Genomic DNA, 14,635 nt, shown 5'->3' with positions numbered 1-14,635 from the left:
GATTCAGGGTTTGCGGTTCCGCTCGGCCCGCAGGCGTGCCCAATACTCCATGCGCTTGCGAATATCCCGCTCGAAGCCCCGTTCAACAGGGTGATAGAAGCTCTGGCGGCCAAGACTCTCGGGGAAATAGTCCTGGCCCGAGAAGGCATCCGGCTCATCATGATCATAGCGGTAGCTGTTGCCGTAGCCTTCCTGCTTCATCAATTTTGTCGGCGCATTCAGAATGTGCTTCGGCGGCATGAGGGAGCCGGCCTGCTTGGCAAGGGCGCGGGCGGCCTTGTAGGCGGTGTAGACAGCATTGGATTTGGGCGCGGTGGCGACATAGACAACAGCCTGCGCCAGCGCCAGCTCGCCCTCCGGTGAGCCGAGGAAATCATAGGCGTCCTTCGCGGCATTGGCGATGACGAGGGCCTGCGGATCCGCATTCCCCACATCCTCGGATGCCATGCGCACAATCCGCCGCGCGAGAAAAAGAGGGCTTTCCCCCGCATCCAGCATGCGCGCCAGATAATAAAGGGCGGCATCCGGGTCCGACCCCCGCACGGATTTGTGCAGGGCAGAGATCAGATTGTAATGCCCGTCCTCGCTCTTGTCATAGATCGGGGCACGGCGCTGCACGACACTGGCAAGACCCGCAATATCAAACACCTCTCCCGGCCGCGCGGCGCGCCAGACCTCTTCAGCCAGCGTGAGGGAGGCCCGCCCATCCCCATCCGCCATATTGGCCAGAGCCTCCCGTGCCTCGCCAGTCAGGGGCAGGGGCTTGCCCTCCACCTCCTCGGCACGGGTCAGCAGCCGCCCTATGGCCTCAGCATCCAGTGACTGGAAGACCAGCACCCGCGCCCGGGACAGCAAGGCGGCGTTCAGCTCGAAAGAAGGGTTCTCGGTGGTCGCGCCGATGAGAGTGACGGTGCCATCTTCCATCACCGGCAGGAAGCTGTCCTGCTGGGCGCGATTGAACCGGTGGATCTCATCCACGAACAAAAGCGTGGCCTTGCCGGCAAGACGTCGCGCCCGCGCCTGCTCGAACACCTTTTTCAGATCCGCGACCCCTGAGAAAATGGCAGAGATCTGCTCGAAATGCAGATCCGTTTCATGGGCCAGCAGGCGCGCCACCGTGGTCTTTCCGGTGCCCGGCGGCCCCCACAGGATGAGGGAGCCGAGAGAGCGGTTCTCAAGCAGGCGCGTCAGGGCGCCATCCGGCCCGACCAGATGATCCTGCCCCACAACCTCAGCCAGTGTCGTGGGGCGAAGCCGGTCTGCCAGCGGACGCGCGACGCCCTCTCCCAGCCCGGCATTTTCAAACAGATCGGCCATTTTGTCCTCAGCCCGGAAGCAGGGCGTTGATGAGGCGTCCGCCCCGGTCTACCGCAATGCGCCAGCCGCGTAGCGGTGTGCTGGTGATGCGCTGCATTTCGGCGGTATTTGCGACCTTCTGGCCGTTCACATCCACAATGATATCCGCCGGGCGGAAGCCTGCGCGGGCAGCCGGGGAACCGGGCTCGACCGCGGCAATCACCACACCCGAGGCATCCACATCCAGCCGCAGCTCCTCGGCCACCGCCGGGGAAAGATTCACCACCCGCGCGCCGGCGAAGGGCGAGCGGGACTGAATGAGCACTTCATTTCGGGGCGGGATTTCCGGCGCGGCCTCCAGCACCAGAACCAGGCTGACCTGCTTGTTGCCGCGCTGGACCCGCAAAGCCGCCTTGCTGCCGAGTGGTCGGGTGGCAATGCGGTAATGCAGGGCCGGAGGATCTTCCACCCCCTGCCCCTCAACCGCCATGATGAGGTCTCCGGACTGAAGGCCGGCCCTGTCTGCCGGGCTGCCCGGCATCACCTGCTGCACCAGGGCGCCCATGGGCCGTTCAAGGCCCAGCCCATCGGCAATATCGGGGGTGACCTGCTGCAACTGCGCCCCCAGCCAGGGCCGCTTGACCGAGCTGCCCCCTGCCTTGGCCTGCTCCAGAACGGTGCTGACCATGTTCACCGGAATGGCGAACCCGATCCCATGCGAACCGCCCGAGCGCGAATAGATGGCGGTGTTGATTCCGACCAGCCGGCCCGACATGTCCACCAATGCACCGCCTGAATTGCCGGGATTGATGGCCGCATCCGTCTGGATGAAGAACTGGTAGTCGGAAACCCCGACCTGCGTCCGTGCAAGGGCGGAGATGATGCCCTGTGTCACGGTCTGCCCCACGCCGAAGGGATCGCCAATGGCCAGCACGATATCTCCCACCGCAAGCTGGTCCGAATTGCCCAGAGGCAGGGTGGCGAAGGTTTCATCCCCATCACGCCGGATCCGCAGAACGGCAAGGTCGGTCCGCTGATCGCGCAGCAGAATGTCCGCCGGATATTCGCGCTTGTCATTCAGCGCGACGCGCACCTCATCCGCGCCCTCGATCACATGGAAATTGGTGACGATAATGCCGGATGCCTCGACAATCACACCGGAGCCGAGGGAGCGCTGCATCCGCTCCTGCCCTTCCGGCGCACCGCCCTGCCCGCCAAAGAAGCGGCGGAAGAAGGGGTCTTCCAGCATCGGGTTGCTCACACGGCGGGTCTTGAGCGCGTATACATTGACCACAGCCGGAGCGCTGCGCGCCACGATGGGCGCGAAAGAAAGCTTCACTTCCGCATTGGATGAGGGGACCCGCAGTTCCTGTGCCCCCGCCGTGGATGCCAGCGTTGCCAGCATGATCGCGAGAAGAGAAGCGGTCTTCAACATTGCACGCCCCATGGAAACTCCTTGAAACTGCCACCAGCCCTGCATGATGCGAACCGCATCTTATCGAACATCCGCACGCTGTTTCCAACCGCGGACCGCTCCGGTTCTGGAGAACCGGAAAACGGCATAGCCATGGCGAGAACGGTGAAGGGCGCGCTCACCGCCCCTCAAGCGCCTGCCTGAGGCGGGTGGCCTGCATATTCTCGTCCATCTCCGGCTGAAGCACACGCAACATCTCGCCAATCGTTTCAGAAAGAGCATCCGCTTCCGGCAAAATCCTCTCCACTGGTCCAAGAGATGAAATGACCCACGCCTGCGGAAGAACCGGCAGGTCTGCCGCGAGCATGAGCGCCAGCCCGGCCTGCTCCAGCTCATCCCGGCTGGCGGCATGTACGGGATGAACCGTCCCGTGCCGCATGGCCGGATGCGCCAGCACACCATTCAGCCCCTGCCGCAGCCGCTCCACCTCATCCGCATATATGGGGCTGGCCGAGGAAGAGAGAAGACGGTGACGCACGGCCGCAGCCAGCCAGACATCTGCCTGCCGCTGCGAGAAGAGCGCACGGGCCGTTTCGCCATAAAAGACATGCGCGGGATTCTTCACCTGCGCCGCGACCAGCAGGCCCAGTACGAGGAAGAGCATATCCTCATGGGTGGCATTCAGAAGCTGCGCAAAGAGCGTGCCCGGCTTTTCGCCAGAAGCATGATCCGCCCTCTGGCCCACCTGCTCCCAGTTCAGGCTCACAAGATCCTGCAGGATGCGGGGCGAGACATCATGGTGATGGGCATCCACACCGGCCTTGCGCAGCACATCCTCGCTCCAGCGCAGAAGGGAGGCCATGAAGAGCTGAGCGCCAACCTCATCCCCATTCTGGACAGCGTGGATCAGGCTGCGTGCGGTTTCCGCAAGATGCTGCCAGAGAAAGGGAAATGCCGCGCACAAGGCTGCCCAGTGCCGGGCCTCGCCCTGCCCTGCCGCATCGCGCCAGCCATAGAGCACGGGCACCTCATGCAAGGGCGCTTCCCAGGACTGGATGAGCCCCGACATCACATCATGATGTAGGGCCGCATCTATTCCCGAGAGACGCACGCAGGAGACATCCTGCTGGTCACCGCCCGCTGCCGCTGACCGCAACCCCACCCAGCCCTCCAGACTCTGTGTGAGCATTGGTCCAAGCCGGAACAGCTCACGCACCAGATCATCCGGCAAGGGCTGCTCGCCATGCCGGGGCAACAGCCGGTTGGGCGTTTGCGCCAGTGCATTGAAGAAATGCGTATCCTCGCCCACCACATCGGCCCCCCGGCGGAACAGGCGGCGATACTGGGTGCTCCAGGGGCGGTGGGGCGGGTGCCAGCCGAAACCCGGCACTTCCGCAAGGCTGAAACGCACACCATCCACCCCCTCGGCGACACTCAGCCCAAGCAGGAACTGGTGATAGCGGGTCACTTCCCCGAAGGCGCTGTCAAAAGCCACCGGCGAGAGGCCATCCACCTGCGCGATCGCATTCTCGATCAGCCCCTCAAGAATACGGGAAGGCGTGGGCGCCTGATGCGGATGGTTGACCGCCCTGAAACGGAAAGAACAGCGCAGGACGAGCCTTTCCAGCCCGCTCAAAGGCACGCCGCCACGGCGGCGGCACCATGCGCGCATGCCATGTACCGGCTCATCCATGAGTGGCGGGAAGATCAGGCATGGCCGCATTTCAGCCGGCATGCCCTCCACCGGCGCTCCCGCCGCCTGCGCGCTGCGGGCCAGCCAGCGCCGCAAAACCCAGCGCACCCCAAGCGTATGCACATCAACCAGAGCGCTCGTGCGATGGAAATGTGAGGCGAGCTCAACAGTCCCCTCGCCATCCGTGCCGCATTCCATGCCGGATATGGCCAGAGGAGACCCTGCCCGCCCGATCCGGAGATAAAGCTGCTGGCGGAAATGGCGCCGCAAATCACGCGGCAGCACCACATAGGCCGTATAGCGATCCCTAAACCGCTCGCGCGAGGCCTGCTCCACAAACCGGAAGGTGACGATGATGAAATAGGCGGAAACGCACAAATTCACCAGAAGCCAGAACAGATGCAGCGAGAACAGCGTGAGCTTGTAAAGCTGCATCCCGGCCCCGAGGCCCACATGATAGAGCAGCAATTGCAGCGGCCACACAAACTGCATGCACAGCACAACCGCCAGCGCCACGCAGCTTGCCACCAGCTCCAGCGCCAGGGACTCGTGATAATAGAGCTGGATATCGGTTGCCGAGCCTTCACGCTGCGCAATCAGCGTCACCAGCGTCAGGGAGAGTGAGATCACCCCGAGCAGGCCGATCTGGGCCCCCAGCAGATAGCTGGAGATATTGAGCATCAACTCTTCAATCTCCACCTGCAGTTCCGGCGGGTTGGGGGCCGCATTGGGCAACAGGTCCGGCAGGACATGGACACTGAAGATCTCCATGAAGCCCACGGCCAGATTGAGTGCGAGATAAAGCCCCATAAATCCGCCAAAGGTGCGGATGGAGAACAGGACACGCAGCAGCCTCTCGCCAGCGCCATAGCGCACCTGATGCATCTTGGGATGCGCATGCAACTGCCGCTGCGCCTCACCCCGCGCCCGGAAGTCGAGAGAGCCCGTCCATCCGCGCAAGAGCCTGTCAATCACAGCGCACCTCGCCGTGAAATCCACGTCCCATCCCCATCCCCCTGACAAGCTGCGTGAACGCGCACATTCTATCTGGCAACCTGCCCCAACCAGGCCCGACTTGCCAGCCTCATCAGGGAAAGACGGAACAATCAAGAATTGTGTTTGAGGCGATGATATCCACAGGGCGAGAGATACGACACTTTTTTGAAGCCAGGCCCTTCCCTTTTACAAAAGCGCTTGCTACATAAGCGCCACGCCAACGGGGCGGCCAACAGCCACCTCAACCGGCTTTGACGCGGGATGGAGCAGCCCGGTAGCTCGTCAGGCTCATAACCTGAAGGTCGTAGGTTCAAATCCTACTCCCGCAACCATATTTATTTGCGCATCACCCCGCCCTTCGGCGGGGTTTTTGCATTCCGCCGAAAGCGTAAGGATTCCAGCGAGATCACCGCGAACGTCGATCTCCACCTTGCCATCCACCGGCGTCAGCACAATGTCCTCGACCAGTGAGCGGATAACCTCGGCTGCCTCGGTCCGCCGCTCCTCGGAATTGTCCTGCAGCGTCTCATAAAGCTGCTGCACCCGCTGGCGATAGTGCTGTGCCATCGCCGGATGCAGAAGCGGAGGCGGCGCGTCGGCCGTCGCCAGGAAGGAGGTCAGTTCCGCCTTCGTGCCCGCAGCCTGTCACCGCGCTCCTTGACGTCATCCACTGAGAGCGCGTCCTTCAGGTAGAGGTCCATCAGCTTCTGGACCTCCCGGTCGATCCGTCCGATCTCGCTCTGGGCCGCGTCGATATGCGCACACGCCTCCATGCGCAGGCGATTGATCTCCCGCGTATAGGCGTCGCAGAACGCGGCAAAAATCTTCGGATCGAGCATCCGGTTGCGCAGCGCGTTCAGGACGCGCGATTCCAGCTCCTCGCGGCGGGTGTTGACCCGGTTGTCACAGGCGCCCTTGTTGCGCGCCGTCGAGCAGCCGATGAGGGGCGCCGAGATCATCGAATAGCCGCCACCGCAGCAGGCGCACTTCGTCAGCCCGGAAAACAGATACTTTGGGCGGCGGCGGGTGTTGACCCGCGCGACGTCGGGCTGCCCCTTGGCATCAGGCGCGATCCGGTTGCGGGCCTGCCGTGTCTTCACCGCCTGCCACAGTGCGTCATCAAGGATGCGCAGTTCCGGCGCCTCCTGGATTACCCAGTCCTCTTCCGGATTAGGCCGGGCCTGGCGCTTGCCGCTATCCGGGTCTTTGATGAAGCGCTGGCGGTTCCAGACGATCTTGCCGACGTACATCTCGTTGTTGAGGATGCCGTTGCCGCGCTTGGAATTGCCGTTGATGGTGCTGAACCCCCAGTCACCGCCGGAGGGCGCTGGAATGCTCTCCCGGTTCAGCGCAAAAGCAATTGTCTTGGCTGACTTGCCGGCGGCATAGTCGCGAAAAATGCGGCGCACGACATTCGCCTGCCCCTCGTTGACCGTGCGATCGCCGCGCACCGACTCGCCATTGGCGTCCAGCTTCCTGACCACATCATAACCATAGGCGTTGCCGCCGCTGGACTTGCCTGCCTCGACGCGGCCGCGCCGGGTCTTGTCGGCCAGGTCCTTGAGGAACAGCGCATTCATCGTGCCCTTGAGGCCGACATGCAGATGCGTGACCTCGCCCTCGGACAGGGTGATGATCTTCACGTCCGCATAGGACATGCGCTTGAAGATGCCCGCGATGTCCTCCTGATCGCGCGACAGCCGGTCCATTGCCTCGGACAGGATCAGGTCGAAGCGGCCTCGCGCGGCATCCGAGATCATCGCCTGAATGCCGGGCCGCAGCAGCGAGGCGCCGGAGATGGCGTGATCGGTGTATTCCTCGACGATGTGCCAGCCCTGTTTCTCCGCGTGCAGGCGGCACATGCGGAGCTGGTCGGCGATCGAGGCATCGCGCTGGTTGTCGGAGGAATAGCGGGCGTAGATCGCGACTTTCATCGGGCATGGCTCCTTACCGGGAGCGGCGCGACCCCCGCCTGGTTGTTTGCGCCGCGAAGTCCTGACGCGCCATCTGCTCGCCCAGCAGCCGGGCGAGGCGGACAAGACGCGGGTCGGGATCGCCGCGCGGTGTGAAGCTGAGTTCCGGCACGTCGACCAGCATCGCTTCGAGCAGCTCTTCGCGCTCGCTGCGTGCTATCGCCGTTGATGTGCGTGCCTTTTGCGTCATGAAATGAAGGATTGACGCAAGAGCCGTCATAAACAACTGGAATCAAAGGCATAAAATCGGCGCTGCAAGGCAGGATCACGCGTATCGCAGAACACGCCAGCGAAGCATGGCGCGCTCCGGCATAGTGAAATGACTGGCCCGAAATCTGTAAAACCGGCTCCAAGTGCATGGCAACTCCCCGGCGATCGCACCTTGAGACCATCACTTCGGGGTAAAGGATCACGTCGCCATCACCAGCGATAATAGCGTATTGCATTTAAAGCTACAAAGCGTTATGTTGCAGTCAAGGAGAAAACCAATGGCCAGCACTGCGGAACGCAAGGAATATCCGATCTCGATGCGCCTGCCCGAGGCGGACGTCGCAATGATCGATCGCGCCGCCAACCTGCGCGGGCGTTCGCGCACGGACTTCGTGCGCGACGCCGCCGTGCGCGCCGCCGAGGACGTGCTGATGGAGAACCGTCTGATCCGCATGAGCCCGGAAGGGTTCGCGGAGTTCATGCAGGTTCTGGCGGCACCGGCCGCCCCCGTTCCCGAAATGGTGGAGCTGGCGAGGCGTCCCGCGCCCTGGGAAGCCGGCTATGACGCGAAGCGCTGAAACGTGGCGCTCTTGGCTCCCGAACCGCTCACCGCGGAACATGATGTCTCGGCCTTTTCCTGTGGCAAGCCGACGCTCGATCACTGGCTGAAGACGCGGGCGCTCTCCAATCAGGAGAAGGGCTTCACCGCCGTCCTCGTCGTGCATGAGGAGGGGCGTGTGGTCGGATACTATGGCCTGGCGCCGACGGCCGTCGTTCCCGCCATCCTGCCGCGCTCGGTCCGCACCGGCCAGCCGCCCGATCCGGTTCCCTGCCTGCTGCTCGGCCAGCTCGCCACCGATATCGAATGGACAGGGCGTGGTATTGGCACGGGCCTAGTGAAGCACGCACTCCAGCGCTGCGTTCAGGCCGCAAACCTCATCGGCGGTCGGGCGCTGATGGTCAACGCCGTGGACGAGGAAGCGGCCCGGTTTTGGCAGAGGCGAGGGTTTGTGCCGTCAAAAGACGATCCGCTCGTCCTGTTCCGATCTATCGCCGCAATCGCCGCGTCGCTTGTGGAGGGGCAGAGAGCTTGAATTCTGGGGGAAGGTCACTTTCGCCCCATACTAGCCAGTCGGTCTCGCCCATGCTGCGTGGTAGCATGCCCGAAGCGGTCCTTTAGTTAGGCATGCAGAGGATACTCCTTCCTCATGAGCGAAGGACGTCCAGGGGCAGGTCACTGGAAACGGAGAAACCGATACTGAGTGGTTGCCTTAGTAACATTAGAGCTAGCATTATGCGAACCAGCGGAGCCGGGGGTAGACGCGCTAGCTAGCGGAGCGCAGATGGTGATTTCAGGCGTCCGGGAACCCTGAAGACTATGAGGTGTCGGGCGAGCGTGCTGCCCTCAGGAATATAGGCATTGTGCCAGAGACATTCCTCGATAGTCGGCACCGGCCCTGAGCGATCAACAAGTTCGAGAGCGCCGAGGAATCCGAGTCGGACATTGGTCGCCTGATAACTGGTTGCCTGCGCCAGGTAGCGGTTGGCAGCCTCCGGTGAAAACGCGCCCTCATGCTTCTTGAGTTCGATAACGAAAGCGGGACCGCCCAGACTGATGTAGAGATCTGTCCGCCCCGTCGCGATACCGCTCACCTCAGACAGGACCTCGGCGCTCACCAGATTACCCCTGAGGAAGTCGCGGAGGTCTGACTGGAGGTCGGCCTCGCTCGGATCGTGAGCACGCAGATAGGCACCTCGCGAACCGAGATCGCGACTACCCGCATTTTGCCGGTCACTACAGAAAATCAAAATCTGTTGGAGGACGGCGTCGAACATCCGCTGGACCTCGCCTGCATATTCGCTGCTGTCGGATAGCTGATCACGCAGCGACGCCAGCACACGTTGCAGGACCGGATTGGCAAGCTCGCGGTCATGCGCGACACGGCCGGCGAGCCCGGCCTCGAGAAAGCGCGCCATGTCGGAGGGAATCTGCTCGGTCGAGGTGCTCTCAGGGAGAATGCGCGCGAGCAGCGGATATTGCTCATTCTCCCCGGCTTTTCCCGGTCGGGCACCCGAGCGGTAAGCCTCATCCAATCTGGTGCGGAGATATTGCGCGATCGTTCGCTGTGCATCGGGCCATTGGCCTTCGCTGAGTAGATCGTCGAGATGGGCGGCGAGGCCGCGTTCACGTAGGAAAGAAGCCTCGATCCGGGGCCGCAGCACGGACCGCAGACTGTCACCGTGCGCAATGCTACAGCTTGCGTCATAGACGGCGAGGATGCGATCCATCGTCGTGGCGGCATTGATCCAGCTTGGACGGGCAAGATCGTCGGCCGCGCGCTGGACCGTCCGCGCGAGTTCGAACCATTCAAGATCCAAGTCCTGGCGGGGTGCGAGCCATGGCGCTACGTAGCCGGTGCGCAGTACCGCAGCACTTTCTCGCGCGGCTCTCACCAGATCGGTCATCGCCGCCTGCATGTCTGCAGCGCTCCGGTTGGCCGCAAAGCCGAGAACGAGATCAATCGCCGATCGATAGGCCCGCGCGTCCGACCGATCATCATCGACCTCGTGCGCCCGCTCGAAAAGCAGCCTCGCCGTGTCCAGGCCGGCAAGGATTGTTACCAAATCTTCGCCATCGAACGCGCGCGCAAGATGCGCGAGGCCGAGCTCGAACGCCGCCTCGCCTTCTGCTTCCTCATTGTCGAGCAGCCGGTGGAGCATAGTCAGCAGATCGTCATCTCCCCATGCATGGAAGGCGGCTCCGCCAATTTTCGCGACATGCTGGGCGAAGGGGCCCGGCACATCGGGAGCGATCTCGGCGAGTTCGAGCAGGGGTCGGTGGCGGCTCACATCGCCTTCCAACGCGAGGCGGAAAAGGCCTTCGAGCGCGTAGGCAGCGATTAGCGCCTCGCGCTCGGTCGCGTGTTCCCGAATTCGCCGCGTGAAGATCGCGACGACCGCCTGCGCCATGGCAGCGCGCAGCGTCGCGTTCCTGATGATGCGGTCGATCGCGTCGCGGAAGGATTGCGGATCGCGTGCAGCATCGAAGCCGCCAACCAAGAAATCATGCAGGCGCGCGCCTTCCGTGGGCGGGACCGCACTGATCATGTCGGCGAGAATGTCGAGGAAAGGCGCCGCATAGAGCCGATCAGAGTCGGCGAGGATTTCATCCACGCCGCCAAGATCATCGATCGTGATCGGCTGGTTGCTAGCCAGACGCGACTCGAGCAGATCAAGCGCGCTCATGCCGAGGAATGCGCTGGCGGCCGCGCTACCATAGATAATCGTCTCCTGTCGCGGAGCGGCACCATTGCTCGCCGAGCTGATCGACAATCGCGCTGGCATTGGCGCTCCCGATGATGATCTGCAGTCCCACGGTTTCACGCGAAATCGCCTGAAGCTCGCTGAGTACGGCGGTCAGGTCATCGGCGCTCACTTCTTCAGCAGCAGGGGAATCGACGATCAGGAGACCGGGATGACGACCGAGGCCCCGTTCCTGTCCGACCCGAAGCAGAGCCACCGCAGTCGCGATCCGCAACCGCAGTCGCTCGCCCGCCGTCACCTTGCTGAAGCTGGTCGGCTCGCCACCCTTGGTAAGATGGAGAGAGGCATTGGTGTTGAGTTTGACCTCTTCAAGCATCTGCACGCCGAGCCGTTGTCCTAGTGCCAGAATCTCCGTGTTCAACCGATCAAGGATGTCACCACGGCCAGCCTTATAGGCTTTCTCTGCCTCTGCATGAGCCGCGCTGACAAGCGCTACGTCAGGAGAAACAATGACGGGTGTCGTGGGTGCCTGGCGCTCATTCAGCGCCCCTTCCAGCCGCGCGACATCGAGTTCCGCCTTTCGACGCTCTTCGAATGTGGCACTCGTCGCCGCCTTGGAGAGCTCCTGGCGTGCATTCTCGAGCTCGTCGCCGCTCGACTTCGACTTCTCCCTCAGCACTTTGGTGTTGGCGCGTGCGCGATCGGCGGCAGCCTTGGCGGCCGCGAAACGCTGTTCGATCGCGTCCAGCCCGTCGCTCGCGCCCTCCATCTCATCGATTGGAATCTCCTCGGCGCAGAGCGAACAACTCAGATCAGCGCTTTCGCGCTTCAGCCGTTCGCTCGACACGCGCGTCTCGCAGCGCGGGCAACAAACAGGTTGCAGGCCGTTGAAGAATTGCGTCGCAACGATATTCTCGCGCAGATCACGCACCGCACGCTCGTCCTCGGTCGCGAGGCGTTCCAGTTCGGCCGTTTCGGCCTCGGCACGGGCTAGGCGCTGCGCGAGATCGAGCGCAATCGGCGATAGGCGAGCGACCTCGCCCGCAAGGCGCTCGAGTTCGGCGGCTGTTCCGGTCACCTGCGCGAAGCTGTCGAGAATCTTCTTCGCTGCCTGGAGTTCACCGTCGATCCGTGCGCGTGCCGTCTCCGCGGCTCTCGCCGCTGTCGTCGCAGCCTTGGACGCTTTCTCGGCTTCTTGTTCAAGCTCGCGCTTGACCGTGACCGCCTGCATCACCGTTGTCGCCCAAGGTATACCGATATACATCTGCAGCATGCGTGCTGGCAGGCCTGCCATCTGTACATCGCCGAGCAACTGCTTGTGGTCGCCGCCGAAGTAGAGGCCACCCGAGAGCGCGGCCCAGCCATGCTCAACAACCTGGCGTTCTTCCTCCTTGCCCTGCATCGCCTTGATCGGGTCAAAATCGAGCGTATTCATCATGAAGCGCGACATCGCAGCCTCGAAGCCCTCGTCCGAAATGAAGCGATCCAGTTCGTCCGTCTCTCCTGACACGCGGCGACGCGCCAAGCTGCCGCGCGGAACACGCTCCTCAACCGCGAATTCCACCACGTAACGCTGATCATCAACATCGAATTCGACGCACACCGAGGACAACCACCGGCGCACATCGTCCTGCAAGCCCTTAGGCCTGCCCCGCAGCGCCCACAGTAGGATTTCCAGCACGGTTGATTTGCCACGGAGGTTTCTCTGGCTCGTCACGGCCCAGACGCCGGCGGTCAGTTCCGCCCAGTCGAAGTCGATCGCACCCTGTGCGGTTCCGCGCTTTTCCCCCTTGAACGCGATACGGCGTATCGTCAACGTGCGCGCCGGTCGCAGCGGCCGGTCTGCCATAATTCCTCGCTTGCGCAGAGCCAACTCCGCTTCTGCGGGGCTCATACCGGCCTTTTCCGCGACCGTCTCCAGCCAGCTACCGCTCATTCGTCGAGCCCTTCCAAGATTGCTGCGAGCCGTGCCAGCACCCGATCGGTGATCGGCTGGATTACATGGCTAAGTTCCGTTCCCGCATATTCGGCCTGTAAATACTGTCGGTCCTTCAGCGCCTTGCCGCCCTGTGCGCCTGCCACCCGAGCCACGATACCGGCACGATCACAATACCAGCCAAGTTCGGGTGCTGCAGCGGCGATCCGCCCCAGCGCGTCTTCGCCTGCGGTGGTCAACAGATAGAGATGCTCGCGGATCTTGCCGCCGGGAACACCGTCGCGCTTGATCCGAATGAGGTCTGCTGCCCGCAGGATCGCCAGCGCGTTGTCGAGCGGTTCAAACGCCCCGAACAGATAGCGGACCATCGGTAAGCGCCGGAGATCGGGTTCGCGATCATCGAATATACGCTGTGCGACCGTCAGCAGATCGCGTTCGCCGGATGTCTCGAACTCCGTTAGGAGTTCGTTGGCGAGATAGTCTGGGTTACGCATCCAGAAGTCGAGCGCCTGCAGGCGCGACTGAGACTGCAGGACACACACAACATCACTTTCCCACCGGCGTGCATTACTCCTGTCTCCGGCAGCCTGAATGCAGGCGAGCAAGCGAATGGCTGTTTGTCTTTCGCTGGCAACAGCTATTTCTGTCACTTCGAATTCACCCTGCTACAGACTTTCTTCAGTTACCCCGCGTAGAAGATTATCCTCTTATTCCCTACCCGATTGCCCCGCAAAGACCAGCTGAAATCACTGTGTTCATACAAAATAAATACTAAGTTTAGAAGCGCGAGGTGTAATCCGCCAAGCCGATCTGGAGTGGCTGGTGATCGACAGTACCATCGTTCGCGCCCATCAGCACGCCGCTGGTGCGCGCAAGGTCAAAGGGGGGGATTGCCCAAAGCTTGTGCCGGTCTCGCGGCGGCCTGAGCACCAAGATCCATGCCGCCACTGAGGCGCATGGCCTTCCCGTCCGCCTGATCGCCTCGCCCGGCCAGCGTAGCGACATCGCCTTCACCCGTGACCTCATCGAGGCCATCGAGGCCGAAGCGGCAATGACCAACAAGGGCTACGACACCGACCATCACCGCCTTCATGGTCGATGCGGCAGATATGTCGCTGCAGCCTGAATGGCTGCCTTCCCCCGGTGGCTGCGGCCGTCATGCCGCACTGCCGTCAGGCAGCTTTCTGAAATCTATGTTAAATTATTACAATACATTAACGTAATTCTGGTCTCTGGTTCGTGCAAAGCACTGTTGTAATGGAATATTTCTGATCTGTGCTGGCACTATTACCACAATCAGTTGTTGCTGTCTGAAAACGCCCATCAAAGCGAATGAAGAAAAGGCTTAGGCTGTATCGACATTCAGAGGATTCCTGAGCTTGTATTTGGTGGCATCGAAGGCCCGTTTGCGAGGCATGCAGGTGCGCTGCGGGATGACAGGTTGGGCGCCGCTGGCTTCGATGTGGTCGAGGATGGCGTGGCTGTCGTAGGCTTTGTCGGCGATGACGTGCTCGGCATCGAGCCCCGCGAGCAAGGGGATAGCGAGCCTGGCGTCGCTGGCGTTGCCGCCGGTCAGGATGAAGCGCACCGGCCGGCCGAAGGTGTCGACCGCAATATGCCATTTGGAGGTCAGTCCTCCTCGGGAGCGCCCCAGAGCCTGGTCGCACAGCCCCCTTTTTGGCCCGTTGCCGCCTGGGCATGGGCGCGCACGATCGAACTGTCGATCATCAGATACTCATTGTCTCGGTCGCGCGCGAGCAAGGTAAAGATGCGTTCCCACACGCCCGCACGCGCCCAGCGGGTGAAGCGCTTGTGGACGGTCTTGTATTTGCCGTAGCGCTCGGGCAGGTCCG

At 62.4% G+C, this 14,635-nt stretch carries 12 protein-coding genes, 1 tRNA gene and 1 pseudogene; 4 read left to right on the top strand and 10 right to left on the bottom strand.

Annotated elements, in window-relative coordinates; all coding sequences use genetic code 11:
* Nucleotides 1–3 precede the first annotated feature (3 nt).
* From ACT6QG_RS01250 to ACT6QG_RS01240, 3 genes are all read right to left on the bottom strand, one after another.
* Nucleotides 4–1,317, bottom strand: a complete 1,314-nt coding sequence (locus ACT6QG_RS01250; RefSeq protein WP_444975786.1) for a replication-associated recombination protein A — start codon at nucleotides 1,315–1,317, stop codon at nucleotides 4–6.
* A gap of 7 nt (nucleotides 1,318–1,324) precedes the next feature.
* The gene (locus ACT6QG_RS01245; RefSeq protein WP_444975785.1) at nucleotides 1,325–2,731 is read right to left on the bottom strand and encodes a DegQ family serine endoprotease; all 1,407 of its coding nucleotides are present in this window, start codon (nucleotides 2,729–2,731) and stop codon (nucleotides 1,325–1,327) included.
* A 157-nt stretch (nucleotides 2,732–2,888) separates the two neighbouring features.
* Nucleotides 2,889–5,378, bottom strand: a complete 2,490-nt coding sequence (locus ACT6QG_RS01240) for a hypothetical protein (protein ID WP_444975784.1) — start codon at nucleotides 5,376–5,378, stop codon at nucleotides 2,889–2,891.
* 276 nt (nucleotides 5,379–5,654) lie between these two features.
* Here ACT6QG_RS01240 and ACT6QG_RS01235 point away from each other — a divergent pair.
* Nucleotides 5,655–5,731 (top strand) — tRNA-Met (locus ACT6QG_RS01235).
* 285 nt (nucleotides 5,732–6,016) lie between these two features.
* On the opposite strand, the gene ACT6QG_RS01230 is transcribed toward ACT6QG_RS01235, so the two are convergent.
* Together ACT6QG_RS01230 and ACT6QG_RS01225 are read right to left on the bottom strand one after the other, a co-directional pair.
* Nucleotides 6,017–7,333 carry a recombinase family protein gene (locus tag ACT6QG_RS01230; protein WP_444975783.1) on the bottom strand — a complete coding sequence of 439 codons (1,317 nt, stop codon included), beginning with the start codon at nucleotides 7,331–7,333 and terminating at the stop codon, nucleotides 6,017–6,019.
* A gap of 13 nt (nucleotides 7,334–7,346) precedes the next feature.
* Nucleotides 7,347–7,592, bottom strand: a complete 246-nt coding sequence (locus tag ACT6QG_RS01225) for a hypothetical protein (RefSeq protein ID WP_444975782.1) — start codon at nucleotides 7,590–7,592, stop codon at nucleotides 7,347–7,349.
* Between the two features lie 268 nt (nucleotides 7,593–7,860).
* Here ACT6QG_RS01225 and ACT6QG_RS01220 point away from each other — a divergent pair, with 268 nt between their 5' ends.
* Both ACT6QG_RS01220 and ACT6QG_RS01215 read left to right on the top strand, forming a co-directional pair.
* Nucleotides 7,861–8,160, top strand: a complete 300-nt coding sequence (locus ACT6QG_RS01220; RefSeq protein ID WP_444975781.1) for a type II toxin-antitoxin system TacA family antitoxin — start codon at nucleotides 7,861–7,863, stop codon at nucleotides 8,158–8,160.
* A 3-nt stretch (nucleotides 8,161–8,163) separates the two neighbouring features.
* Nucleotides 8,164–8,676, top strand: a complete 513-nt coding sequence (locus ACT6QG_RS01215; RefSeq protein ID WP_444975780.1) for a GNAT family N-acetyltransferase — start codon at nucleotides 8,164–8,166, stop codon at nucleotides 8,674–8,676.
* Nucleotides 8,677–8,911: 235 nt separating this feature from the next.
* Here ACT6QG_RS01215 and ACT6QG_RS01210 read toward each other — a convergent pair whose 3' ends face one another.
* From ACT6QG_RS01210 to ACT6QG_RS01200, 3 genes are read right to left on the bottom strand one after another with little or no spacing between them, the layout of a single operon-like run.
* Nucleotides 8,912–10,828 carry a hypothetical protein gene (locus tag ACT6QG_RS01210; protein WP_444975779.1) on the bottom strand — a complete coding sequence of 639 codons (1,917 nt, stop codon included), beginning with the start codon at nucleotides 10,826–10,828 and terminating at the stop codon, nucleotides 8,912–8,914.
* A 25-nt stretch (nucleotides 10,829–10,853) separates the two neighbouring features.
* Nucleotides 10,854–12,782, bottom strand: a complete 1,929-nt coding sequence (locus ACT6QG_RS01205) for a coiled-coil domain-containing protein (protein WP_444975778.1) — start codon at nucleotides 12,780–12,782, stop codon at nucleotides 10,854–10,856.
* The gene (locus ACT6QG_RS01200) at nucleotides 12,779–13,432 is read right to left on the bottom strand and encodes a hypothetical protein (RefSeq protein WP_444975777.1); all 654 of its coding nucleotides are present in this window, start codon (nucleotides 13,430–13,432) and stop codon (nucleotides 12,779–12,781) included. Before ACT6QG_RS01200 ends, ACT6QG_RS01205 begins: the two co-directional genes overlap by 4 nt.
* Before the next feature lie 148 nt (nucleotides 13,433–13,580).
* Between ACT6QG_RS01200 and ACT6QG_RS01195 the strand changes: the two are divergent.
* Nucleotides 13,581–13,863, top strand: a pseudogene (locus tag ACT6QG_RS01195) (transposase); the annotation flags it as partial.
* A gap of 264 nt (nucleotides 13,864–14,127) precedes the next feature.
* On the opposite strand, the gene ACT6QG_RS01190 reads toward ACT6QG_RS01195, so the two are convergent.
* Entirely contained in the window at nucleotides 14,128–14,370 is a 243-nt protein-coding gene (locus tag ACT6QG_RS01190) for a transposase (RefSeq protein ID WP_444975776.1), read from the bottom strand.
* 41 nt (nucleotides 14,371–14,411) lie between these two features.
* Nucleotides 14,412–14,635, bottom strand: a 224-nt coding sequence (locus ACT6QG_RS01185) for a transposase (protein WP_444975775.1), incomplete at its 5' end; no start/stop codon positions are given.

It is taken from the genome of Haloleucobacter ellipsoideus (genome assembly GCF_052491725.1).
Note: the sequence above shows the minus strand (reverse complement) of the source record. Positions and strands in the feature narration are given on the sequence as shown.